Here is a 24,096-nt window from a genome sequence, read left to right on the forward strand (position 1 = left end):
GTGGCCTCGTCAGGGTAACGCGTCGATCGCGGCGATGCGCCTCAGACCTGGCGCGGGTCGCGCAGGGTCTTGGCGTGGGTGAAGTAGCCACGCTGGCGCATCAGCTCGCGGCGCAGGTCCGGGTGCGGCGTGAAACGATCCCGGCCATGCAGCCAGAAGTGGTTGTTGATCAGCAGGAAGCTGCCCACCGGGTTGGGCACCGAGAGGATCGCCGGGCTGTTCTCGAGCGAGTCCGAGAGGTCGGTCAGCCAGTTGCCTTCCTCGAAGTCCTTGGGCTGCACGAACTGGTCGATGTAGGACATGATCGGCAGGCCCTCGGCGTCCACGTCGAAGACCGCATGGTAGACATCCCGGGCGACGTTCTTGCTGGGCGGCGCGGTCCAGCGCATCGCCCGGCGTGCCAGCGGATGGTGGTAGAAGTGCTCCAGCCCCTCCCAGTCGTCCAGGTGCAGCAGCAGGGAGTTGCCGCCCTGCATGTGCTGCTCGTCGATCTTCATCATCAGCACATAGTCGGTGTCCTGCTCGACGAAGGTGCCGTCGTTGTGCAGCTCCATCACCCGGTGCGGCTGGCGCAGGTAGCTGTCGGACTCGTCGACGTTCTTCACCACGAAGCGCGCGTAGTACTGGCCGCTCATGGCATCGAAGTTGGAGCGCCCCATCAGGTGCGCCACGGCGGTGGCGAACTTGACCATCTCCTCGGCCTGCGCGACGTCGTCGAGCCCCTCCGGGGTGACCTGCAGGCCGCCGGTGGCGCGGTCCACCAGGGTGTTGATCAGCACCGGCTGCAGGGTGTTGTCGCACAGGTCGTCGAGGATCTTCGCCACGCGGAAGCGCAGCATGGACTTGTACTCGAGCGCCTGCACCGGCCACTCGGCGACGGCCTCGAGGAAGGCCTCGACCACCGCGCGGCTGACGATCAGCTGCAGCAGGCGCGGCGAATGGGTAGAGGGCGTGAGGGTGAAGCCGTGAAGATCGGCGGGCAGGGGCATGGCGGTCTCGGGCAGCTGGGTCAGTACGGTCATGTCAGGGGCTCCATGGCGTTACGTGGACACAAACAAAAAATATCTACATTTTTTTATTTTGTCAAAAATAAAGGACAGCCTTCGGCCATCCTTTCGCTCTGTCGTCGATGGCCGCCCCGGGGCTCCCGGGACGGCCGCCTACAGGGCCGGTATCAGCGACCGGGATAGGGGTCCGCGCCGGCCAGCTCGCGCTTCATCATGGTGTCGCTGTAGGCGACGCCATAGCGGTTACGCGACCAGGCATAGAGGGACAGGCCAATCAGCATCCAGCCGGCGAAGATGACCCACTCGATGGTGGAGAGCGCCGAGGGGCTGCCCGGCAGGTACATGCCGATCAGTGCCACCGAGAGGATCACCGACAGCGCCCCCACGGTCTTGCCGCGGCGGACCCGGAACGGCCGTGCCATGTCGGGCTCGTTGCGACGCAGGGCCACGAAGGAGAGCGCCACGAACAGGTAGGCGATGACGATGCCCAGGCCCCCGGCGACCACCAGCCACACCAGCGCCTGCCGGCCGAAGAAGGGCGCGAGGGAGGAGAGCAGGCCCATCAGCAGGATGGCGTTGGTCGGGGTGCGATACTTGGGGTGCAGCTTGGCCAGGAAGGCCGGCAGCATGCCGGAGTGAGCGAGGGCATAGATGGCCCGCGAGCCGCCGATGTAGAAGGCGTTCCAGCTGGTGATGATGCCGGCGATGCCGGCCAGGATCATCAGGTTGCCGGCCCAGGGCGCCTGGAAGGCGGCCTGCATGGCATCCGGCACCGCCAGCGAGCTCGCGCCCAGCGCCTCGGGATCGAGCATCAGCGCGGTGCCCAGGATGATGAAGGAGTACCAGAACACCGCCAGGATCACCGAGATCATCAGCACGCGGCCGATCTCCTTGAACGGCAAGTCGATCTCCTCGGCGGCCTGGGGGATCACGTCGAAGCCGACGAACATGAAGGGCACCATGATGATCACCATCATGATGCCACCCATCACGCCCTCTTCGACGCTGAACAGCGGCTGCATGGTCTCGGTGCTGCCCTGGAAGAGGGCCCCGGTGATGAACATCACGCCCACCGCCAGGATCAGCAGGGTCACGACCTTCTGCACCAGGGCGGCGGTGCGCACGCCGATGTAGTTGATCGCCATCATGGCAAGCGAGCCGGCCACGCCGACGGCGACCCAGGTCGCCTTCACGTCCCAGCCGGCGATGGTCCAGAGCTGACCCACCGCGTAATCCGGGAAGAGGTGTTCCACCACGGTGGGCAGCGCCACGGCCTCGAAGGCGACCACGCTCACGTAGCCCAGGGTGATCGCCCAGGTGCAGAGGAAGGAGGCGAAGTGGCCCATGGCGCGGTAGCTGTAGACGTGCTCGCCGCCGACCTGGGGCATCGCCGAGGCGAGCTCCGCGTAGGTCAGCCCGACCAGCACGATGATCAGCCCGCCGATCAGGAAGGCGGTGATCGCGCCCAGGCTGCCGGCCGACTGGATCCAGCTGCCGGTCAGCACGATCCAGCCCCAGCCGATCATCGCACCGAAGGCCAGAGCCAGCACGTCCTTGCGCGCCAGCACTCGCTTCAGATGCGTCTCATGCGACGTCTCGTTGTTCATGTCAGCCTCGTCGTCGTTTGTCGTTATGGTGATTTAAGATTTTTCCTCAAAACGTCTACAAAGTAGTAAACGATAGAAAAACGTTCAAGAGAAATGAAACGCCGACAGCGTAGACATTCGTCGCGACCGGTGGCCCCATCCCTCGGCAACGGAACGAACCAAAGCCTTATAAATTTATTTAAAACAGACATATAAAAACAACACGAAGCATGAGATGCCGCGCGGGGGGCCGAGTGTCCTGCTTGCCAGGGGTGTTCGATATTCCACACGAGGCGCCCCCGTGCCGCCTCCCGCCGCCGCGACGATTTTTCCCTGAAAATTCCCCCAATGGACACTGGCAAAAACGTTCTTCAGCCGCCATAGTGTGCTTGTCGCAATTGCCAACTGGAGCATCATGAGCACGGCACGTCACCCCGCCCCCGCGGAACCCACCGACCCTCCGCGAACTAACCCTGGCCTCGACGTCAGGGATCTGGAAAAACGTACGCGCCTCATGCGCATCATCACACGGCTGATCGCCGTATCTGACCTGGGCAGCCGCGAGATCGCGCGCCGCGCCGGCCTGCCGATGCAGAAGATCAGCGACCTCCTCTCGGGGAAGCTGGAGCATCTCTCCATCGATGAGCTGCGCCTGGTCTATCACAGCATCGACACGAGCGGGACACCCACGCCGCCCTGATCGATGACCGCCACGGGCGACCGCCCCGGCACCGAACAGCGAACGCTCCGCCCACCGGCGGGGCGTTTTTTTCTTGTCGTGACTTCGCCCTTTAAGTTTTTTATTTCAGCAGGTTGCACCAACATTACGCCAACATTAAGAGCCTGCTAATTAATACTTGATCGGCGTCAAGTGGCGCCTCCCCGGTCACGGGTAGCCTTCCGGAAAGCTCCTTCCGCCAGCGTGCGGAAGATCCCGCCCCATCCAGGCCACCGGAGGCGCCATGGACCCCATTCGCCGCTCCCTTCTCGGCCAGCTGGCCCGCCTCAGCGCGGGCGCCGCGATGGTGCCGCTCTCGAGCGTCGCCCGCGCCGGCATTAACCAGCAGCCGCCCCGTCGCGAAGGCGACCCCCGCAAGCGCTACGGCATGCTCATCGACCTGCGCCAGTGCATCGGCTGCCAGGCCTGCACGGTGTCGTGCCACATCGAGAACGCCGCCCCGCTGGGCAGCTTCCGCACCACCGTTTCCCAGTACGAGGTGGCGCACCAGGAGACCGGCGAGGTCGCCACCTTCATGCTGCCCAGGCTCTGCAACCACTGCGAGAACCCGGCCTGCGTGCCGGTCTGCCCGGTGGAGGCCACCTATCAGCGCCAGGACGGCATCGTGGTGGTGGACAGCGACCGCTGCGTGGGCTGCGCCTACTGCGTCAACGCCTGTCCCTACGACGCCCGCTTCATCAACGAGCGCACCCAGACCGCCGACAAGTGCACCTTCTGCGCCCACCGCCTGGAGGCCGGGCTGCTGCCGGCCTGCGTGGAGAGCTGCGTGGGCGGCGCGCGGATCATCGGCGACATGCGCGACCCGGACAGCCAGATCAGCCGCATGATCGATGAACATCACGATGCGCTGATGGTGCTGCAGCCCGAGAAGAACACCCTCCCCCAGGTCTTCTATCTCGGCATGGACGAACGCTTCGTCACGCGTCCCGAGGCCGAGCCGGTGGCCCTGGACGTCCTCGACCCCCACGGCAAGGAGATGGGCTATGAATTCGGCCATTGAGCTGCTCGCCCCGCGCTACGACATCGCCTGGTACCCCTGGGCGGTGCAGTACTTCTTCATGATCGCCCTCTCCTACGCCAGCCTGTGGCTGGCCGCCCCGGCCCTGGTGTTCGGCAAGTCGCGCTGGCAGCCCACCGCGCGCCTGGCGCTGCTGGCCTGCCTGACCACCACCCTGGTGGCCCCGGTGGCGCTGCTCGCCGACCTCCACCAGCCGCTGCGCTTCTGGCACTTCTACGCCTACGCCAACGGCCACTCCTGGATGTCGGTGGGCAGCCTGATCCTGCCGCTCTACGTGGTGGGGGTGATCGTGCTCGCCTGGCTCGCCTGGCGGCCGGCACTGCAGGCGAATCGTCAGGCGCCCGGGCTCAAGGGCTTCGTCGCCCGCTGGGCGTCGCTCGGCGAGGCGCCGACCCCGCGCGCCCTGGTGGTGCTGGTGGGGCTCGCTACCCTGGCGCTCTCCACCGGCATCATGCTCTACACCGGCGCCGAGGTGGCCATCGTCAAGGCCCGCCCGCTGTGGCACACCGTCTGGCTGCCGCCGATGTTCGTGGCCACCGGCGTCATCGGTGCGGCGGGACTGATCCTGGTGCTCAACCGCGCGAGCGGCCTGCGCGACGCCAGCGTCGTCGGCCAGATGCTCCGGGTGATGCTGGGCGCCTGCCTGGCGGCGGGCCTGATCGCCGGCAGCTGGTTCCTCGACGGCATCAACGCCCACGTCGGCTCGGTGGCCGCGGCCCTGGAGTCGGTGCGCGGCAGCGCCGAGTGGCGCAGCACCGCCCTGTGGGGCGGCCTCACCGGCGTGGCGCTGTTCGGCGCCGTGCTCTTCCTGCTCAGCCGCCCCGCCGCGCGTCGCCCGGCGCTCTTCGCCTGGGCCTGGCTGCTGGGCCTGGTCGCCCTGCACGTCGGCTGGATGTTCCGCTGGGTGGTGCTGATGGACGTGCAGACCGTGGCCCGCCACAGCGCCGGCTTCCACCACTACGGCATCCCCGCCGGCTCCTCCGGCGTGCTCGGCATCGTCGGCACCTTCGGCCTGTGGCTCGCCGCCCTGCTGGTGATCGACCTCTGCGTGCCGTGGCGCCAGGCGCGCCGGGGAGGCAGCGCCGCCGATGCCTCCCGCGAGCACGACCGCGACTCCTCTCTCGACTCCTCTCCCGACCATGCCCCCGAAGGAGCGCCCCATCATGGCTAAGTCGTCCGCAGACCCGTCACGCCGCCGCTTCATCAAGGGCGCCGTCGCCGCCGGCGGCGCCGCCACCTTCGCCGCCGGCTACGCCGACCCGCTGCTGAAGATGGGCAAGGGCCTCACCGGCAGCGCCGGCGAGACGCCCGAGCACCGCATCCACGGCAACTCCCTGGTGCCGGAATACACCGTCGACCCGGCCAGCGGCGAGCTGACCCTGAACCCCGACCAGCGCCTGGCCTTCACCGTCTGTTACGGCTGCACCACCAAGTGCGGCGTGCGGGTGCGCGTCGACAACGCAAGCGACCGGGTGCTGCGCGTCGCCGGCAACCCCTATCATCCGCTCTCCGCCGACGAGCACCTGCCGATGCGCACCCCGGTGGTCGATGCCCTGCGCGGCCTCAGCGCCTACGGCGATCAGGGCCAGCAGAACCGCTCCACCGCCTGCGCCCGCGGCAACGCCATGATGAGCCAGATCGACAGCCCCTTCCGGGTCACCCACTGCCTGAAGCGGGTCGGCGAGCGCGGCAGCCGGGAGTGGCAGAAGGTGCCCTTCGAGCAGGTGATCGAGGAGATCTGCGAGGGCGGCGACCTGTTCGGAGAGGGCCACGTCGACGGCCTGCGCGCCATCCACGATGTCCAGACCCCGATCGACCCGGCGAACCCCGAGTACGGCCCCAAGGCCAACCAGCTGATGGTGATGGAGGCCACCGACTACGGCCGCTCCGCGATCCTCAAGCGCTTCGCCTTCAACGCCTTCGGCACCCGCAACTACGGCCATCACGGCTCCTACTGCGGGCTCGCCTTCCGCATGGGCTCCGGCGCCGTGATGAACGACATGAAGAAGTTCGCCCACGTCAAACCGGACATCCAGAACGCGCGCTTCATCATGTACATCGGCTGCGCGCCCAGCCAGGCCGGCAACCCCTTCAAGCGCCAGGGCCGGCTGATCGCCCAGGCCCGCGCCGCCGGCACCCTGGAGTACGTGGTGGTCGACCCGGCACTCAACGCCTCGGCCTCCCATGCCGCCGACCATAACCGCTGGGTGCCGATCCGCCCGGGCACCGACAGCGCCTTCGCCATGGCGCTGATCCGCTGGCTGCTCGACCACGAGGGCTACGCCGCCGACTTCCTCGCGCTACCCGGCCAGGCCGCCGCCGACGCCGCCGGGGAGGCCACCCACTCCAACGCCACCCACCTGGTGATCGACAGCGCCGGCCACCCGCGCCGCGGCCGCTTCCTGCGCGCCAGCGACCTGGGCCGCGCCGAGGCGGGGGCCGAGGACGACGCACCGCTGGTGATCGCCGACGGCGAGCTGGTCGACGGCGAGTCGGTGATGGCCGCCGAGCTCTTCGTCGATCGCGAGGTGGAGCTCGGCGCCGCCCAGGACGGCAGCGGCGAGCGCGTTCGCGTCAAGAGCAGCCTGACCCTGCTACGCGAGGCGGCCCAGGAGCACAGCCTCGCCGACTACGCCGCGCACTGTGGCATCCCCGAGGCGACCATCGTCGAGCTGGCCCGGCGCTACGCCCGCCACGGCCGCCGCGCGGTGGTCAACTGCCACGGCGGCATGATGTCCGGCAACGGCTTCTACGCCGCCTTCGCCGTGCAGATGCTCAACCTGCTGGCCGGCAACCACAACCGCAAGGGCGGCAGTGCCCCGGGCGGCGGCCAGTTCAACGGCGTGGGCACCGGTCCCCGCTACGATCTGGCCAACTTCCCCGGCAAGCGCGGTCCGCAGGGCCTCTTCCTCTCCCGTTCGCGCTTCCCCTACGAGAAGTCCTCCGAATACCGGCGCAAGGTCGCCGCCGGCGAGGCCCCCTACCCGGCCCGGGCGCCGTGGCGCTCCCTGGCGCCGCCCACCCTCACCGAGCACCTGCCCTCGGCGCTGGACGGCTACCCCTACCCCATCAAGGCGGTGATCGGCTGCATGGCCAACCCCATCTACGGCCAGGCCGGCCTCGAGGGGCTGATCGCCGACAAGCTCAAGGACCCCAAGCGCCTGGGGCTCTACGTGGCGGTCGACGGTTTCATCAACGAGACCAACCGCTACGCCGACTACATCGTGCCGGACTCGGTGATGTACGAGGTGTGGGGCTTCACCGGCGCCTGGCGCGGCACCTTGGGCAAGATGACCACCGCCTGCTGGCCAGTGGTGGAGCCGCGCCAGGAGAAGACCGCGGAGGGCGAGCCGGTCTCCATGGAGAGCTTCTTCATCGCCGTGGCCAAGCGCCTGGGCCTGCCCGGCTTCGGCGAGGGGGCGATCCCCGCCGCCGACGGCACCCTGCACCCGCTGAACCGCGCCGAGGACTTCTTCCTGCGCGCCGCGGCCAACGTCGCCTTCCAGGGCGAGCCGCTGCCGGCCGCCGAGCAGGGCGACATCGACCACGCCGGCCTGGCGCCGCTGATGCCGAAGCTCGAGCGCACCCTGCCCTCCGATGAGCGCGGCCCGGTGGCCTACCTCTACGCCCGCGGCGGGCGCTTCGAGGACTTCTCGGATCACTTCAAGGGCGAGAACCTCACCAGCGCCTGGACGCGCACCCTGTGCGTCTACAACGAGCGGGTCGGTACCAGCATCAACACCCAGACCGGCGTGCCCAACCGCGGCGTGCCCTGTCACGGCCTGCCCTCCCTGGCCGACGGGCGAGCCATGCGCGAGGTGTTCACCGAAGAGGAGTGGCCGCTGCTGGCGTTCTCGTTCAAGTCGAACCTGATGAACTCCTACGCCATCGGCCTCGAACGGCTGCGCATGATCAAGCCGTACAACCCGGTGATGCTGCACCGTGAGGATGCCAAGCGCTTCGGCATCGCCCACGGCGACGTGATCCGCATCGAGAGCCCCGGGGGCAGCGTGACCGCCCTGGCGCTGGTCGGCGAGGGGGTCGCGCCGGGGGCGCTGGCCATCGAGCACGGCTACGGCCACCGCGATCTCGGCGCCACGCCCCACGTGATCGACGGCGAGTCCCAGCCCGACCTCGAGTGGCTGCGCGCCGGCATCAACATCAACGACCTGGGCTTCGCCGACCCGACCCGCCGGGTGGCCGGCACCTGGCTCGAGCCGATCAGCGGCGCCGCCGTGCGCCAGGGGCTGCCGATCCGGGTCACCCGCGTCGAGGGCTGAGCCGCCGGCTCGCTCGACGCCAACGCCCCGCCTGTCCGGCGGGGCGTTTTTTGTGCGGTGACGATAACGGTGATCCGACGTCGGTGATCGACGCGCCCGCGTCAGTGATCGACCAGATAGTGCACGCTGAACAGTGCCTGATCATCGAGCCAGACGGCGCCGGACCGGTAGCCGGCCCGCGCGGCCAGCGCCTGGAAGTCCTCCAGGCGGTACTTGCAGGAGTTCTCGGTATGCAGCGTCTCGCCCGCCGCGAAGGCGAAGCGGCGCCCGTCGACCACGATGGCCTGGCGCCGCCGGCTGACCAGGTGCATCTCGATGCACGAGGCCGCCTCGTTGAAGACGGCGCGGTGGGCGAAGGCCGCGAGTTCGACCTCGGCGCCCAGCTCGTGGCGCATGCGTTCGAGCAGGTTGAGGTTGAAGGCCGCGGTGATGCCGGCGGCGTCGTTGTAGGCCGCCTCCAGCCGGTCGCGCGCCTTGACCAGGTCGACGCCGATCAGCACTCCGCTGCCCGGCGGCAGCGCCCGGCGCAGGCGGGAGAGGAAGGCCTCGGCCTCGGCGGGCGTGAAGTTGCCGATGCTCGAGCCCGGGAAGAAGGCCATCGCCCGGCGCCCGGCGAGGCTCGGCGGCATCCGCACCCCGGCCGAGTAGTCGCCCCAGGCGGCGTGCACCTCGAGCCAGGGGTAGTCGGCGGCCAGGCGGCGCGTGCTCTGCAGCAGGAAGTCCCGGGAGATGTCGACGCCCAGATAGCGGCTGGGGCGCAGCGCCTCGAGCAGTCGCCGCACCTTGCGGCTGGCGCCGCTGCCGAGCTCGACCAGCAGGGTATCGGGCCCCACCAGCGCCGCGATCTCGTCAACGGCCGCGGCGAGGATGCCCTCCTCGGTGCGGGTCAGGTAGTACTCGGGCTGCGCGCAGATGGCCTCGAAGAGGCGCGAGCCGCGCGCATCGTAGAAGTGCTTGGGCGAGAGCGCCTTCGGCGCGGCGGCGAGGCCATGGATGACGTCGTCGCGAAAGGTGTCCTGCGCCCCCCCGACATGCTGATCGTGGACATGCACGGCGATGGTCATCGAGTCCCTCGCAAGCGGCGGGTGGCGACGCCGGGGAGATTCCCGCGCCGAAATCCGGCTAGACTGGGCGCGGCGCGAGCCCTGGATCCCTCGCGCCACCCTCTCACCAATCTAGAGCGAGCCCCCTCATGCAGCAACCGCAGCAGCCCGCGGGGTTACAGGCGTTACGCGATATCGTGCTGGTCGGCGGCGGCCACACCCACGTCGGCGTGCTGAAGCGCTTCGCCATGCGTCCCGAACCGGGCGTGCGGCTCACCCTGATCTGCCGCGACACCCACACCCCCTACTCGGGCATGCTGCCGGGCTACGTCGCCGGGCACTACGGCTACGACGACGTACACATCGACCTGCGCCGGCTGGCCGAGTACGCCGGGGCGCGCTTCTTCGCCGACGAGGCCGTCGGCATCGATCACGACGCGCGCCGGGTGCTCTGCCGTTCGCGTCCCCCGGTGCCCTACGACTGGCTGTCGATCAACATCGGCTCGACGCCCCGGGTGGGAACGGTCCAGGGCGCCGACGCCCACGCCGTGCCGGTCAAGCCGATCCACCGCTTCAACGACCGCTGGCTGACGCTGCTCGCGCGCATCGAGGCGCACCCCGGCTCCACCCGGGTGGCAGTGGTCGGCGGCGGCGCCGGCGGGGTCGAGCTGCTGCTGGCCATGCAGTACCGGCTGGGCCGCGAGCTGGCCGCCCGGGGACGCGACCCGGCGGAGCTTCACTTCGCCCTCTTCACCCGCGGCGAGCGGATCCTGCCGACCCACAACGCCCGGGTGCGCCGGCACTTCGAGGCCACGCTGCGCCGCCGGGGCGTCGCGGTGCATGCCGGCACCGAGGTGGTCGCCGTCGACAAGGACCGGCTCCAGGCGGATGACGGCCGCTGGCACGACGCCGACGAGATCGTCTGGGTGACCAATGCCGGCGGCGCCGACTGGCTCCAGGACACCCGGCTCGAGCTGGACGACGACGGCTTCATCAAGGTCGGCGAGACCCTGCAGTCGCTCGCGGACCCGCGGATCTTCGCCGCCGGCGACATCGCCCACCAGGTCGACCATCCTCGCGAGAAGGCCGGGGTCTTCGCCGTGCGCCAGGGCCGTCCGCTGGCCGACAACCTGCGCGCCGCCGTGACCGGCCGACCGCTCTCACCCTATCGCCCGCAGCGCGACTGGCTGGCGCTGATCAGCACCGGCGACCGCCACGCCGTCGCCTCCCGGGGCGGGCTCTATCTGGCCGGCGACTGGGCCTGGCGCTGGAAGGACTGGATCGACCGGCGCTTCATGGCTCGCTTCAACGACCTGCCGCCGATGACCCAGGACGCCATGAAGGCCCCGGCACGCAGCCGAGTGGCGCTGGACGAGGACGAGAGCGCCCAGGCGATCTCGGCGCTCGCCATGCGCTGCGGCGGCTGCGGGGCCAAGGTGGGGGCCACCACCCTCTCCCGGGCGCTCTCGACGCTCGAGCCGGTGGCGCGCGAGGAGGTACTGGTCGGCCTGCACGCCCCGGACGACGCCGCCGTGGTGCGGGTGCCGCCGGGCAAGGACATGGTGCACACCGTGGATTTCTTCCGCGCCTTCATCGACGACCCCTACGTGTTCGGCAAGATCGCCGCCAACCACGCGCTGGGCGATATCTTCGCCATGGGCGCCGAGGCGCAGACCGCCACCGCCGTGGCCACGGTGCCCCAAGGGCTCGAGGCCAAGGTCGAGGACACCGTCTTCCAGATGATGAGCGGCGCGGTGGAGGTGCTCAACGACGCCGACTGCGCCCTGGTGGGCGGGCACACCGGCGAGGGCAGCGAGCTGGCCCTGGGCTTCGCCGTCAACGGCCTGATCGACAGCGACAGCACAGCCCTGATGACCAAGGGCGGCCTGCGCCCCGGCCAGGTGCTGATCCTCACCAAGCCAATCGGCACCGGCACGCTGTTCGCCGCCCACGCGCGGCTCGCCGCCCGGGGGCGCTGGATCGATGCGGCGCTCGCCAGCATGGTCCAGTCCAACCGCGTGGGGGCGGCCTGCCTGCATGAACACGGCGCCACCGCCTGCACCGATCTCACCGGCTTCGGCCTGCTCGGCCACCTGGTGGAGATGACCCGCCCCTCGGGGGTGGATGCCGAGCTCGACCTCGCCGCCCTGCCCTTGCTCGCGGGCGCCGAGGAGACCGTCGCCGCCGGCATCCTGAGCTCCCTGCAGCCCGCCAACGTGCGCCTGCGCCGGGCCATCCGCGACCAGGCGGCCTGGGTCGAGCATCCGCGCTACCCGCTGCTCTTCGACCCCCAGACCGCCGGGGGCCTGCTCGCCGGCGTACCCCCCGAGCGCGCCGAGGCCTGCCTCGCGGCCCTGCACGCCCTGGGCTACGCCCACGCCGCCATCATCGGTCGCATCACCCCCGCCGGCGAGGCGCTCGCGCCCATCACGCTCACGACCGCCATGCCGGAGGCGACATGACCCCGGCGGCCCGGGAGCGTCTGCTGGGCATCACGACGGTCCTCGTTGCCGCCACGCTCTGGGGGACCACCGGCACCGCGGCGACCTTCGCTCCCGACGTCAGCGCCGTGGCGATCGGTGCCGTGGCCATGGGCGGCGGTGGACTGATGCAGGCCGCCCTCTCTGCCCGACGGATCCGCCGCCATGCCGGCCTGCTGCGAGCGCGGTGGCGATACCTGCTGCCGGGCGCCGTCGCCGTGGCGATCTACCCGCTGGCGTTCTATGCCTCCATGCGCCTGGCCGGCGTCACCATCGGCACGGTGGTCTCCATCGGCTCGGCGCCGCTGCTCTCGGCGCTGATCGAAGCTCGCCTGGATGGGCTGCGACTCACCGGGCGCTGGATGATGGGGGCCGGGCTCGGGCTTGCCGGCATGCTGCTGCTGTGCCTGGCCGAGGGGAGCGGTGATGGGCCGACCGGGATCGGCTCGGCTGTCATCCCGGGCGTGCTGCTGGCCCTGCTCGCCGGTCTCAGCTATGCCCTCTATTCGTGGACGGCGCGTCGCCTGATGCAAGGCGGCTGTGCGCCCCGAGCCGCCATGGGCGCCACCTTCGGGATCGGCGGCCTGCTGCTGATGCCGGTGCTGTTCATGACCGGTGCACCACTGCTGGCCTCATGGGGTAATACGGCGGTAGGACTGTACATGGCCCTGGTGCCGATGTTCCTGGGCTATCTCTGCTTCGGGCACGGCCTGGCACGCATTCCCGCCAGCACCGCCACGACGATCACGCTCTTCGAACCGGTGGTGGCGGCGGGACTGGCCGTGGTCATCGTCGGCGAACGCCTGCCCGCGATGGGCTGGAGCGGCATCGTGCTGATCCTGGCCTGCCTGGTGTGCATCAGCGCCCCCGTCAAGGCGACGACGCGGGACGAGCGCGTCTCGCTGGCCGGCCCCGAGGGCGCGCCTGACGGGCGATCGTGACGTCGCGCACCTCCAGGCGTCAGGGCGTCAGGCCGCAGGCGGTGATCACCCTGGCCAACGCCTCGCGCTCGGCCTCGGGGGTGAACAGCGCGGCACGTGCCGTCACCTGGCGGCGCAGCGCCTCGACGAAGGCCGGCTCCGCCTCGGCGCGACGCAGCAGCTCACGAAGCGCGGCGGTATCGGCGACCGGGAAATAGCCACCATAGTCGCCGCCCAGCAGGCCGCGGTTGCCCGGGATATCGGAGGCCAGCACCGGCAGCCCCGCCACGCAGGCCTCGCTGACCACGTTGGCCCCGCCCTCCATGCGCGAGCTGATCACCATCAGCCGGGCGCGCGCCATCCAGCGGCGCACCCGCCAGCGCGGCAGGTCGCCGAGCCAGCGATAGCGCGGATTGACCGCCATCTCCTCGAAGGCGGCCTGGGCCCAGGTCGTCTCGACGGCGCCGCCCAGCTGGATGACCCGCAGCCGCGAGCCCGACGGCAGCGCGCGCACCGCGAGCGCCGCGCGCAGCGGATCCTTCTCCTCGCGCAGGTGGCCCGCCACCAGCACGTTCAGATACCGCCGGCTCGGCCGCGGGGCACCCGGTGGCAGGGGCAGCGCCGACTGGTGGACGATGTGCAGGCGCGGCAGCACGGACCCGGGCAGATCCTCGTCCAGGGCGTCATGCAGGCCGACCAGGACATCCGCCGCCGCGACGCTCTCCCGAAACGCCTCGGGGTGGCTGTGCTGGAAGCGATAGACGTCGGTGCCGGTCAGCACCACGGCCAGGGCGGCCGCCGGGAAGGCCTGGCGGCAGGCGAGGATGGCCCCGTGGCTGCGCCAGGCGTGCAGCGCCATCACGAGATCTGGGGCCTGGCCGTCGACGCGCCATTCCCCAAGGGCATCCTCGGAGCCGGCGATCCGCACGCGGCAGCCCAGCTCGCCCAGCCGGCCGGCCCAGCGGGTCGCCGTGGCGCGGTTACCGGCGTGGGAGCCTCGACCCGCCGGGGTGATCAGGGCTACCTTCAACACTATTCATCGTCTCCCATATCGCGCTCCACCCTTCCCCGGCCGTCGAGGAGGTCCCGATGATCGCCACCCCGCCCACGCCCCCTCGCACCGCTGATGCGCTGGCGGGGATGCTCATCGATGCCCGCTCGCGAAGCCTGGCGCTGATGCACGACACCCTCGAGATCCGCGAGCTCGGCCCGCGGCTTTCGATCGTCAACCCGCCGCTGTGGGAGCTCGGCCACCTGGGCTTCTTCCACGACCACTTCGCGCTCCGCGGCCTCTTTGGGCTGCCCGACTACCGGCTCGCCGGCGCCGAGCGGCTCTTCGACTCCGGCAGCATCGCCCATGACGAGCGTTGGGCGCTACCGCTGCCCTCCCGCGACGAGACCCTGGACTACCTCTCCCGGGTGCAGGAGGCGATGCTCGCGCGCCTGCCCGAAGGCGAGGCCAGCGCCGCCCAGAGCTACGTCTACCAGCTCACCACCCTGCACGAGGACATGCACGGCGAGGCCTTCCTCTACACCCGCCAGACGCTGGGCGATCCCGCCCCGGCACTCGGTACGCCGCCGCCGAGCCAGGCCGCGGAAGAGGCCGGAAGCGGCGCCCTGCCGGGCGACGTCACCATTCCCGGCGGGCGCCACCGGCTGGGCTCCGATGAGCCCCTGCCCTTCCGGTTCGACAACGAGAAGCCGCCCATGGAGGTCGAGGTGGCACCCTTCTCGATCGCGCGGGCCCCGGTCACCAACGCCGAGTTCGCCGCCTTCGTCGACGACGGCGGCTACGAGCGGCGCGAGCTGTGGAGCGAGGCCGGATGGCGGTGGCGCGAGGCCCAGGCGCTCGAGGCCCCGACCTACTGGCGCCGGGGCGCCGACGGCCGTTGGGAGGCACGCCACTTCGACCGCTGGCAGCCGCTGCCTCCCCACCAGCCGGTGGTGCACGTCAGCTGGCACGAGGCCAAGGCCTGGTGCCGCTGGGCCGGGCGACGCCTGCCGAGCGAGGCGGAGTGGGAGGTGGCCGCCAGCCGTGAGCCGTCGGCCGACGGGCGCGCTCTCGCACCCGGCAAGCGACGCTTCCCCTGGGGCGGCGCGACCCCGGATGCCGGCCTCGCCAACCTGGACGGCTGGCGGCTCGGCCCGCTGGACGTGGCGGCGCTGCCCGCGGGCGACAGCGCCTTCGGCTGTCGCCAGCTACTGGGCAACGTCTGGGAGTGGACGGCCTCTCCCTTCGCCCCCTTCCCGGGCTTCGCGCCCGAGCTCTACCGCGACTACTCGGCCCCCTGGTTCCAGGAGGGGCGCTACGTGCTGCGCGGCGGCGCCTGGGCCACCCGCTCGCGGCTGATCCACAACGCCTACCGCAACTTCTTCACCCCGGATCGCCACGACGTGCTGGCCGGCTTTCGCACCTGCGCCCGTTGAGCGCCGCGGCGCCTTGACGCCGTCCCCGGGCTCGGACCCTCAGGTCCGGTGGGGGGTGTTGCGAGGTGAGTTGAGGGACGTCTTGTGAGGAGAGTTTCGTGGAGAGTGGCGCAGCGCCTCGAAGCCGATGATGACGTCCAGCAGCTCGGTGGTGATCTCGTCCTGGCGCACCGTTCGCAGCTGGCCCTTCACCTCGTCCAGGCGGTCATCCACGGACTGTTCGGCCTGCTGCATCAGGGCCAGCCGCGCGGCATTCTCGGTGACCATGGCCTCCGCCGATGCCCGGAAGACGCTGGCGAAGAGATGGCTGCGCAGCAGAGCGGCAAACAACTCGGCGCTGGGCATCGAGTAGTCGGGCAGGGAGCGGGATTGCCACGGCCGGTCGGTGAGTTCCGAGAGGAGCGCCGGCCCGAGGGGCAGCAGCGGCATCAGCACCGGCTCGTGCTGCCCGCGCCCGGCGCGCTGGGTGAAGGCCAGCGTGACCTTCCGATGGAGAGGCTCGCCGCCGCCGATCTCGTCCAGCCGGGTGACGATGCCGCCCGCCAGGCGCCCGATGCCATCCGCCGAGGCCGGCGGCAGCAGCACGTCCTCGGGGCTGAGACCCTGCCCCGCCAGGGCGTCATTCATTTGGGCGCCGACGCACAGCACCCGCAGGGCGACGCGTCCGGCCGTCGCCGGCCCGAGCTCCGCCTGCACCTTCTCGGCGAGCAGCTCGTTGTAGTTGCCGCACAGGCCATGGTCGGAGCCGAACACCACCACGATGCTCTCGGCCGGCTCCACGGCCGGCAGGGCGATGGGGCCGGTTCGGGCGACGAAGGCCTGGAGTCCGCTGCGCACCGTGCGGTGATAGGCCTCGATGGAGCGGGCGGCACGATCAAAGGGCACGGCATTGATGGCCGAGATCGTCTTCATGGTGTGCACGATCCCGCGGATGCTGGTCAGCGTATCAAAGCGGCGGGACAGGGCTTCAAGCGTCTGCGTCACGGTCGTCCTCCGGCTTCCCGAGGGCGGTCCGCGCCACCGTGAGGATGTCGGCGCGGTCCGCATCATTCAGGGGCTCGTTGCGAGCGATGCGCGTGGCGACGCCCGTCAGGGCGTCGCCCACCGATGCCCGGATGGTCTCCATGGCGGCCACCACCTCGGTCTCCGAGAGCCCATCGAACAGGCCCTCCATCGCCGCCAGCAGGACCAGCAGCTGCTCCACGGCCGGTACCGGATCCCGCTCGGGCTGGCGCAGTGCCGCCCGGACCGCCGCGCCCCGGGTCAGGCGAGCCCGGGTGGCGTCATCCAGCCGGGTGCCGAAGCGGGCGAAGTCCTCCAGCTCCTCGAACTGGGAGAGGGTGACGCGCAGGTTGCCGGCGACATCCCGGAACGCGCGATGCTGGGCCTTGCCGCCCACCCGCGACACCGACACCCCGAGGTCCACCGCCGGGAACTGGTTCTTGCGCACCAGCCGCGGCGACAGGTAGATCTGGCCGTCGGTGATCGAGATGAGGTTGGTCGGGATATAGGCCGAGAGGTTTTCCGCCTGGGTCTCCACCACGGGCAGGGCGGTGATGGAACCGCCCCCGGCCTCCTCGGTGAACTGACCGGCCCGCTCGAGCAGCCTGGCATGCACGTAGAAGATGTCCCCGGGGAACGCCTCGCGCCCCGGCGGACGCCTCAGCAGCAGCGAGAGCTCCCGATAGGAGCGGGCGTGGTGGGTGAGGTCATCGAAGACGACCAGCACGTCCCGGGCCTGGTCGGCGAAGTATTCCGCCATCGTCATCGCCGCATAGGGCACGATATAGGCCAGGCCCGGCGCGTCCTCGTCGCCGGCGACGACCACGATGGTGTTGGCCAGCTGCCCGCTTTCCCGGAGCGCCTCGATGACCCTGGCCACCGCGTCCCCGCGCTGGCCGATGGCGCAATAGATGCTCAGGACCTCCGAGCGGGCCTGGTTGAGGATGGTATCCAGGGCGATGGAGGTCTTGCCGGTCTGACGGTCGCCGATGATCAGCTCCCGCTGCCCCAGGCCGACCGGCACCGCGGCATCGACCGCCTTGAGGCCGGTCGCCAGGGGACGCGTGACGGCCCCGCGGCTGAGGATGTCCGGCGCCCGGGCCTCCACCGGCCGTTCGGCCACGGCGGTCACCCTGCCCTTGCCGTCCCGGGGCTGGCCGGTGGCGTCGACCACCCGGCCGACCAGGCCCGGCCCCACGGGGACACTGATCACCTTATGGGTGCGCCAGACATCCTCACCGGCGCGCACCCGCTCCGAAGGGCCCAGCAGCACGACCCCCAGCCGGTCCGGCTCGAGGTCCAGCACCACCCCGCGAACCCCCGAGGCGAAGACCAGCAGCTCATCCGACAGGGCCCGCCCGAGGCCCGAGACCACGGCGATGCCGTCGCCCACCGTGGCGACCGTGCCCACCTCCGCCAGCACCGGCGAGGGGGCGGGGCTGTCCAGCAGGACGTCGATGAAGTCCTGCACGTCGGGACGATGCGACTCATCCGCCATGAGCGTTCACCCTGCCCGACTCGCCGCTGGCCAGGCGCTCTTCCAGCAGCTCGACCAGCTCGTCGGTGTAGCTGTCGACCGTCCAGGCGAGCTGGAGGCTGCCGATGCGCAGGACCAGGCCGGGGGACTGGCCCTCATCGGTGGCAAAGCGCAGGGGAAGGCCGGGCAACCGGGCCGCCAGGGCGGCCTCGACCTCGTGGCTCGCCTCCTCCGGCAGCGGGGCATGGGTGGTGGCCACCGCTTCCTCGGCATGCTCGGCCGCCGAGGCAAGCTCCTCCGACAACGGCTCCAGCTTGCCGATCACGTGCAGGGCGATATGTTCCTCCAGGCGCTCGTCGGCCAGGTCGTGAAGGGCGCGGCCGGCCAGCTGGTAGAGCGTTTCCGCACTCGCCTTGTAGAGCTCCGACGTGAAGCGTTCCCGTTCGCGGGCCAGGTGCGCCAGGGTGTCCTGGCGCTCCTGCTCCATGGTCTCGTGGGCCTCGGCCAGCAGGGCATCCCGCTGCTGCTTCGCCTGCTCGCGAACCCGCTGGGCCAGGGCGTCCTGGTCGGCCTGCAGCTTCTGCTGCTGTGCCACGAAGTCCGCCTCGGCGGCGGCGGCCTTCTCCTGGGCGCGCTTAGCCTCCCCCATCCGTTCGGCAATCTCGGCCTCGCGGGAATCGATGCCCTTCAGGATCGGCTTGTAGAGGAAGCGCTTCAGCAGCCAGACCAGCACCAGGAAGTTGGCGATCTGGGCGATGACCGTAACCCAGTCAATCGACATGGTTCAGCCCGCCGCCGGTGGGGTGGCTTGCAGGAAGGTGTCCATGAACGGATTGGCAAACAGCACGATCATCGCCACCACGAAACAGTAGATCGCCGTGGACTCGATCATCGCCAGGCTCACGAACAGGGTGCGTGACAGGGTGGAGGCCGAGTCCGGCTGCTGGGCGATGGCGGTCAGGGCGGCGGATGCGGCCCGCCCCTCCCCCAGCGCCGGGCCGAGGGCGCCGAACGACACCGTCAGTCCCGCGGTGAAGATGGAAATGGCCGCAATCAGGGCTGCATCAGTCATCGATCTTGCTCCTTATGGTCGCGTTCGCGGTCGAGATCGTGGTCGGGCTTCTTCACGATGGCCGTGGCCGACGAGATATAGACGGTCGCCAGGATGGCGAAGATGTAGGCCTGGATCAGGCCGGTCAGCAGGCCCAACACGTCCATCACCACGGGAAAGAAGAACGGCGCCACGCCGAGCAGGATGCCGGCAATGACCGCACCGCTCATCACGTTGCCGTAGAGGCGGATGGCCAGCGAGATCCCCCGGGAGAACTGGCTGATGATGTTGAAGGGCAGCATGACGATGGAGGGCTGGATGTAGGTCTTCAGGTAGCCGCCGATGCCCTGGCGGGTGATGCCGAACAGCGGGACGGCGATCAGCACCGACAGGGCCAGGGCCGCCGTGGTCGACAGCGACGCCGTGGGCGGCGTGAAGCCCGGCACGACCAGCAGCAGGTTGGACAGCGCGATGAACAGGAACAGCGTGCCCGAGAAGTAGAGGACGTGGCTCGAGGACTGCGGCGAGATGTCCTCCACCTGCCGCTGGATCCCGGTGACGATCACCTCCAGGGTCGTTCGCCAGCGATTAGGCGGCACGTCCGGCCGCAGCTTCCGGGTCACCAGCATCGAGGCGATGGTCAGCAGGGCCATGACGACCCAGGTGTTGACCACGGTCTCGTTGATCCCGAGGCCCCAGAGGGTGAAGACGGTCGTCTGGTCGGGTGTCAGTTGCATCCTGCCTCCTTCGCTCCGGGCGTGCGGGCCATCAGGGTGGCGATGAAGCGCACCAGGAAGAACGCGAGCGCATAGCCGACGAAGGCGCCTCCCCGCGTGCCCTCCTCGGTCACCCACCAGCCGACCGCCAGCAGCAGCGCGATCCGCACCACGGCACTGGGCAGCAGGACGGCGACGGGCCGGGATCGTCGCAGCGCCAGCCGGACACTCAGGGCCAGGCCCAGGAAGTACAGGATACTGACGGCGATACCGGCGCCGACGCCGGTGATCACGGCAGGCCAGTCAATCGTCATCATGCTCGCTCCCGTTGTCGTTGGCTTCCTTGCTGACCCAGGCCCAGGCAATGAAGCTGCCCAGCGCCACGCCCCCCAGGATCAATGCAATGGTCCAATTGAACGCCTGCGGCATGTGACGATCGAACCACAGCCCGAGAAAGGCGCCGCCCACAGTGGGCACCGCGACCGACCACCCGATCATGCCGAAGACCCCGAGCCCGCGCAGCGGGCTCGCGCCCGGGTCGTCCCGCGCCTTCTCCCGGCGCCGGGCGCGACGGCCGATGTCCTCCACCGGAGACTTACGCTTCGAGGTCATGGCGTCTTGGGCCGCTGCAGGTCGGCAAACCGCCGCACGATGCCCGCCTCCAGGCGAGACAGGGCGGAGCGGGCCACCCGCTCGTCTTCATCCATCTCGATGAAGCTCTCCTGCACGGTCTCCCTCAGCGAGGCCAGGTCAGTGCCCAGGACGCCCCGCCGGATGGCGATATCCACGCCATGCCCCTTCTTCACCAGGATCCCCTCGTCGATGCCGAAGATCCGTTCCTCGCCATCCGCCAGGGTCAGGATCAGCACGGAGGGCACCAGCGCGGTGACGAAGTCGATATGGTTCGGCAGCATCCCGAAGGCCCCGTTTTCCGCCTCCGCAAACAGCCGAGTCGCCGGTCCCTCGAACAGGGTCCGGGTCGGCAGCCGCAGGGTCACCTGCATCTCGGCTGACAGGCTCATGCCTCCACCTCCAGGTCGGAGAGGGCCCCGATCATGTAGTAGTCGCCCTCGTCATGCTCGAAACGGGTCTGGTTCAGGAGGGTGTCGCACCCCTCGAGGGTATCGTCGATGGACACGCGCTTGCCCTCGGTCCCGGTGAACGAGCCCGTGGTGAAGAAGGGCTGGGTCAGGAAGCGCTCCAGGCGGCGGGCACGGGCGACGGTGGCCCGGTCGGCGGCCGAGAGCTCCTCGATGCCCAGCATGGCGATGATGTCCCGAAGCTCCTCGTACTCGGCGAGGGTGCGGCGCACCTTGCGTGCGATGTCGTAGTGACGCTGCCCCACCACCGACGGGGTGAGCATGACCGAGGAGGAGGCCAGGGGATCGATGGCCGGGTAGAGGCCCTCGCTGGCCCGCTTGCGCGACAGCACCACCGAGCCCGACAGGTGGGAGAAAATATGGGCGGCCGCGGGATCGGTGAAGTCGTCGGCCGGCACGTAGACGGCCTGGACCGAGGTGATGGCGGCCTTGCGGGTGGAGGTGATGCGCTCCTCCAGCTCCGCCAGTTCGGTGGCAAGCGTCGGCTGGTAGCCCACCCGCGAGGGCATGCGGCCCATCAGCCCCGAGACCTCGGAGCCCGCCTGCACGAAGCGGAAGATGTTGTCGATCAGCAGCAGCACGTCCCGCTGCTGCTCGTCGCGGAAGTACTCGGCCATGGTCAGGGCGGTCTTGCCGACCAGGAAGCGCACCCCGGGCACCTCGTTCATCTGGCCGAACAGCATCACGGTATTGTCGCGCACACCGGCCTCGCCCATCTCGCGGTAGAGCTCTTCCGCCTCGCGGGAGCGCTCGCCGATGCCGCAGAAGAGGCTCACGCCCTTGTGCTGCTGCACCGTATTGTTTATCAGCTCGGTGATCAGCACGGTCTTGCCCACCCCAGCGCCACCGAACAGGCCGGTCTTGCCGCCCCGCTCGATGGGCGACAGCAGGTCGATGGCCTTGATGCCTGTCTCCAGGATCCTGCTGCGCACGACCCGATCCTCGAGCCGCGGCGATGGCTGGTGGATGGACCGCCGGTCCGCGCTCACCGGGGCGGCCTTTCGGTCGATCGGCACGCCGAACACGTTGAGCATGCGCCCCAGGACGGCGTCGCCGACCGGCACGGTGATCGGCGCGCCGGTGGCCCGCACCGGCATGCCGAGCCCCAGCCCCCTGACCGGCCCCAGCGCCATGCAGCGCACCACCCCATTGTCCTCCAGGCCGGCCACCTCCAGGCCGATCTTGCCGGCGTAGAGCAGTTCGCGAATGCCGGGGACCCGCCCGGCAAACCTGACATCCACGACGCCACCGCGAATGGCGACGATGGAACCGGTATCGTCCTCGGGTGGGAGCTGTGCTTCATGCTGCGTCATCAGCGCATCCTATGCGTCGGCCGACACCCGCGTGCCCGCCGTTCCCTCCAGTATGGCGAGGGCATCGACCAGCCGGCCAATGCCGCTGATGCCCCCATTCTCGGCAAACTCACAGGCGGCCACCAGCTTGGGCCCCATGGAACCGGCCGGCAGGGCCATCTCCCGGGCCTCGGCCACCGTCAGGGCATGAACCGGGGTCGCGGTATCCGTGCCGTAATCCCGGTACACCGCCTCCACATCGGTCAGCAGCAGCAGGGCGTCGGCGCCCAGCTGGCGCGCCAGCAGCGCGCTGGCGGCATCCTTGTCGATCACCGCCTCCACGCCGATCATGCTGCCATCCTCCCGGCGCAGGACCGGTATCCCGCCGCCCCCGGTGCAGACCACCACCACCCCCTGGGCGAGCAGCAGCTGCAATACCCGCAGGTCCGGGATCTCCAGCGGCGTCGGCGAGGGCACCACCCGACGCCACCTGTCGCCGTCGCGGGCGATGTGCCAGCCGGCCGCCGACGCGCGACGCTCGGCCTCGTCCCGCTCGTAGACCGGCCCGACGAACTTGGTGGGATGGCCGAAGGCCGGGTCCTCGGGATCCACCACCACCTGGGTCAGCAGGGTGGCCACCGGGCGATCGTGGTCGAGCGCGTTCTCCAGCTCCTGTTCGATCATGTAGCCGATCATGCCCTCGGTCTCGGCCCCCAGCACGTCCAGCGGATAGGCCTCGTCCGGCCGATAGGCCGCGCCCTGCAGCGCCAACAGGCCCACCTGGGGGCCGTTGCCATGGGTGATCACCAGTTGGTGCCCAGCGCGCACGATGTCGGCCAGCGCGCGGACCGCCACCTGCACGTTACCGCGTTGCGCCGCGGCCGTCAGGGGCTCGCCGCGCTTGAGGAGGGCGTTGCCGCCCAGTGCCGCCACCACCAGCATGTCAGCCTCCCAGGGTCGCGACGAGCACCGCCTTGATGGTATGGAGCCGGTTCTCGGCCTGGTCGAAGACGATGGAGGCGGGGCTCTCGAACACCTCCTCGGTCACCTCCATGGCATCGAGCCCGAAGGTCTCCTGCATCTCCTTGCCCACCGTGGTCTCGGTGTTGTGAAACGCCGGCAGGCAGTGCATGAAGCGTACCCGGGGATTGCCGGTCCTGGCCATCAGGTCGGCGTTCACCTGGTAGGGCATCAGCAGCTTGATGCGCTCGGCCCACTTCTCCTTGGGCTCGCCCATGGAGACCCAGACATCGGTGTAAACGACATCGACCCCGGCCACGGCCTCGTCGAGGTTGTCGGTGATCATGATCCTGGCCCCGGTCTCTGCCGCGAGCGCCCTGGCCTCCTCCTGCACGGCCTGCGATGTCCAGCAGGCCCTGGGCGCATAGAGCCGCACGTCCATGCCCATCTTGGCCCCGCCGATCAGCAGGCTGTCGCCCATGTTGTTGGCGGCATCGCCGACGAACACGAAGGACACCTCGCGCAGCGGCTTCTCCACGTGCTCCTGCATGGTCAGCAGGTCCGCGAGGATCTGGGTGGGGTGAAACTCGTTGGTCAGGCCGTTGTAGACCGGCACCCCGGCATGGGCGGCCAACTCCTCCACGATGGCCTGCCCGAAGCCGCGGTACTCGATGGCATCGTAGACCCGGCCCAGGACCCGGGCGGTGTCCTTCACCGACTCCTTGTGGCCGAGGTGGTTGCCGGTGGGGCCGAGGTAGGTGACGCGGGCGCCCTGGTCGTAGGCCGCCACCTCGAAGCCGACCCGGGTGCGGGTGGAGTCCTTCTCGAAGATCAGCGCGATGTCCTTGCCCTCGAGGGTCGGCACCTCGGTGCCGGCGTACTTGGCGGCCTTCAGGTCCGCGGACAGCTTCAGCAGGAAGCCGATCTCCTGCGGGGTGAACTCACGCAGCGTCAGGAAGTGCCGGTTCTTGAGATTGAATGCCATGGTGCGCCTCCTT

The 24,096-nt window shown here is 69.9% G+C and carries 22 protein-coding genes; 7 read left to right on the forward strand and 15 right to left on the reverse strand.

Annotated elements, in window-relative coordinates:
- Positions 1–41: 41 nt before the first annotated feature.
- Together glaH and ACGTNG_RS02170 are read right to left on the reverse strand one after the other, a co-directional pair.
- Positions 42–1,022, reverse strand: a complete 981-nt coding sequence (gene glaH / locus ACGTNG_RS02165; protein WP_394575210.1) for a glutarate dioxygenase GlaH — start codon at positions 1,020–1,022, stop codon at positions 42–44.
- A gap of 152 nt (positions 1,023–1,174) precedes the next feature.
- Positions 1,175–2,614 (reverse strand): APC family permease, encoded by a 1,440-nt coding sequence (locus tag ACGTNG_RS02170; RefSeq protein ID WP_394575211.1) that lies wholly within the window; start codon positions 2,612–2,614, stop codon positions 1,175–1,177.
- Between the two features lie 394 nt (positions 2,615–3,008).
- Here ACGTNG_RS02170 and ACGTNG_RS02175 point away from each other — a divergent pair, with 394 nt between their 5' ends.
- The 4 genes from ACGTNG_RS02175 (at position 3,009) to ACGTNG_RS02190 (ending at position 8,630) form a co-directional block, all read left to right on the forward strand.
- Entirely contained in the window at positions 3,009–3,293 is a 285-nt protein-coding gene (locus ACGTNG_RS02175) for an XRE family transcriptional regulator (RefSeq protein WP_394575212.1), read from the forward strand.
- Positions 3,294–3,555: 262 nt separating this feature from the next.
- Complete coding sequence (dsrO, locus tag ACGTNG_RS02180) at positions 3,556–4,332, forward strand: sulfate reduction electron transfer complex DsrMKJOP subunit DsrO (RefSeq protein ID WP_394575213.1); 777 nt, start codon at positions 3,556–3,558, stop codon at positions 4,330–4,332.
- Entirely contained in the window at positions 4,316–5,521 is a 1,206-nt protein-coding gene (nrfD, locus tag ACGTNG_RS02185) for an NrfD/PsrC family molybdoenzyme membrane anchor subunit (protein ID WP_394575214.1), read from the forward strand. Before dsrO ends, nrfD begins: the two co-directional genes overlap by 17 nt.
- Positions 5,514–8,630 carry a molybdopterin dinucleotide binding domain-containing protein gene (locus ACGTNG_RS02190; RefSeq protein ID WP_394575215.1) on the forward strand — a complete coding sequence of 1,039 codons (3,117 nt, stop codon included), beginning with the start codon at positions 5,514–5,516 and terminating at the stop codon, positions 8,628–8,630. Before nrfD ends, ACGTNG_RS02190 begins: the two co-directional genes overlap by 8 nt.
- A 101-nt stretch (positions 8,631–8,731) precedes the next feature.
- Here the strand turns inward: ACGTNG_RS02190 and egtD are convergent, their stop codons facing one another.
- Positions 8,732–9,694 carry an L-histidine N(alpha)-methyltransferase gene (gene egtD, locus ACGTNG_RS02195; RefSeq protein ID WP_394575216.1) on the reverse strand — a complete coding sequence of 321 codons (963 nt, stop codon included), beginning with the start codon at positions 9,692–9,694 and terminating at the stop codon, positions 8,732–8,734.
- Between the two features lie 128 nt (positions 9,695–9,822).
- On the opposite strand from egtD, the gene ACGTNG_RS02200 reads away from it, so the two are divergent.
- Both ACGTNG_RS02200 and ACGTNG_RS02205 read left to right on the forward strand, forming a co-directional pair.
- On the forward strand, positions 9,823–12,135 hold the full coding sequence (locus ACGTNG_RS02200; RefSeq protein ID WP_394575217.1) for a selenide, water dikinase SelD: 2,313 nt from the start codon (positions 9,823–9,825) through the stop codon (positions 12,133–12,135).
- The gene (locus tag ACGTNG_RS02205) at positions 12,132–13,094 is read left to right on the forward strand and encodes a DMT family transporter (protein WP_394575218.1); all 963 of its coding nucleotides are present in this window, start codon (positions 12,132–12,134) and stop codon (positions 13,092–13,094) included. The genes ACGTNG_RS02200 and ACGTNG_RS02205 overlap by 4 nt, the downstream gene beginning before the upstream one ends.
- 19 nt (positions 13,095–13,113) lie before the next feature.
- Here the strand turns inward: ACGTNG_RS02205 and senB are convergent, their stop codons facing one another.
- Positions 13,114–14,106 (reverse strand): selenoneine biosynthesis selenosugar synthase SenB, encoded by a 993-nt coding sequence (senB, locus tag ACGTNG_RS02210; protein ID WP_394575219.1) that lies wholly within the window; start codon positions 14,104–14,106, stop codon positions 13,114–13,116.
- Between the two features lie 56 nt (positions 14,107–14,162).
- Here senB and senA point away from each other — a divergent pair, with 56 nt between their 5' ends.
- Positions 14,163–15,500 carry a selenoneine synthase SenA gene (senA, locus tag ACGTNG_RS02215; protein ID WP_394575220.1) on the forward strand — a complete coding sequence of 446 codons (1,338 nt, stop codon included), beginning with the start codon at positions 14,163–14,165 and terminating at the stop codon, positions 15,498–15,500.
- A gap of 39 nt (positions 15,501–15,539) precedes the next feature.
- On the opposite strand, the gene ACGTNG_RS02220 is transcribed toward senA, so the two are convergent.
- The 11 genes from ACGTNG_RS02220 to argF are packed head-to-tail and all read right to left on the reverse strand — an operon-like array spanning position 15,540 to position 24,083.
- Positions 15,540–16,484, reverse strand: coding sequence for a F0F1 ATP synthase subunit gamma (locus ACGTNG_RS02220; RefSeq protein WP_394575221.1), 945 nt, complete (start codon positions 16,482–16,484; stop codon positions 15,540–15,542).
- Positions 16,468–18,000, reverse strand: coding sequence for a F0F1 ATP synthase subunit alpha (locus ACGTNG_RS02225; RefSeq protein WP_394575222.1), 1,533 nt, complete (start codon positions 17,998–18,000; stop codon positions 16,468–16,470). The genes ACGTNG_RS02220 and ACGTNG_RS02225 overlap by 17 nt, the downstream gene beginning before the upstream one ends.
- Positions 17,990–18,760, reverse strand: a complete 771-nt coding sequence (locus ACGTNG_RS02230) for a F0F1 ATP synthase subunit B family protein (RefSeq protein ID WP_394575224.1) — start codon at positions 18,758–18,760, stop codon at positions 17,990–17,992. Before ACGTNG_RS02230 ends, ACGTNG_RS02225 begins: the two co-directional genes overlap by 11 nt.
- Before the next feature lie 3 nt (positions 18,761–18,763).
- Positions 18,764–19,051: a F0F1 ATP synthase subunit C gene (locus ACGTNG_RS02235; protein ID WP_394575225.1), complete on the reverse strand. Its 288-nt coding sequence runs from the start codon at positions 19,049–19,051 to the stop codon at positions 18,764–18,766.
- Entirely contained in the window at positions 19,048–19,767 is a 720-nt protein-coding gene (locus tag ACGTNG_RS02240) for a F0F1 ATP synthase subunit A (RefSeq protein ID WP_394575226.1), read from the reverse strand. The genes ACGTNG_RS02235 and ACGTNG_RS02240 overlap by 4 nt, the downstream gene beginning before the upstream one ends.
- Positions 19,758–20,063, reverse strand: coding sequence for an N-ATPase subunit AtpR (locus tag ACGTNG_RS02245; protein WP_394575227.1), 306 nt, complete (start codon positions 20,061–20,063; stop codon positions 19,758–19,760). The genes ACGTNG_RS02240 and ACGTNG_RS02245 overlap by 10 nt, the downstream gene beginning before the upstream one ends.
- Entirely contained in the window at positions 20,050–20,358 is a 309-nt protein-coding gene (locus ACGTNG_RS02250; RefSeq protein ID WP_394575229.1) for an AtpZ/AtpI family protein, read from the reverse strand. The genes ACGTNG_RS02245 and ACGTNG_RS02250 overlap by 14 nt, the downstream gene beginning before the upstream one ends.
- Positions 20,355–20,768: a F0F1 ATP synthase subunit epsilon gene (locus tag ACGTNG_RS02255; protein ID WP_394575230.1), complete on the reverse strand. Its 414-nt coding sequence runs from the start codon at positions 20,766–20,768 to the stop codon at positions 20,355–20,357. The genes ACGTNG_RS02250 and ACGTNG_RS02255 overlap by 4 nt, the downstream gene beginning before the upstream one ends.
- Positions 20,765–22,159 carry a F0F1 ATP synthase subunit beta gene (gene atpD / locus ACGTNG_RS02260; RefSeq protein WP_394575231.1) on the reverse strand — a complete coding sequence of 465 codons (1,395 nt, stop codon included), beginning with the start codon at positions 22,157–22,159 and terminating at the stop codon, positions 20,765–20,767. The genes ACGTNG_RS02255 and atpD overlap by 4 nt, the downstream gene beginning before the upstream one ends.
- Before the next feature lie 9 nt (positions 22,160–22,168).
- On the reverse strand, positions 22,169–23,080 hold the full coding sequence (gene arcC / locus ACGTNG_RS02265; RefSeq protein WP_394575232.1) for a carbamate kinase: 912 nt from the start codon (positions 23,078–23,080) through the stop codon (positions 22,169–22,171).
- A 1-nt stretch (position 23,081) separates the two neighbouring features.
- Positions 23,082–24,083 carry an ornithine carbamoyltransferase gene (argF, locus tag ACGTNG_RS02270; protein ID WP_394575233.1) on the reverse strand — a complete coding sequence of 334 codons (1,002 nt, stop codon included), beginning with the start codon at positions 24,081–24,083 and terminating at the stop codon, positions 23,082–23,084.
- Between the last annotated feature and the right edge of the window lie 13 nt (positions 24,084–24,096).

It is taken from the genome of Halomonas sp. B23F22_3 (assembly GCF_043496965.1).
GTDB lineage: Bacteria > Pseudomonadota > Gammaproteobacteria > Pseudomonadales > Halomonadaceae > Halomonas.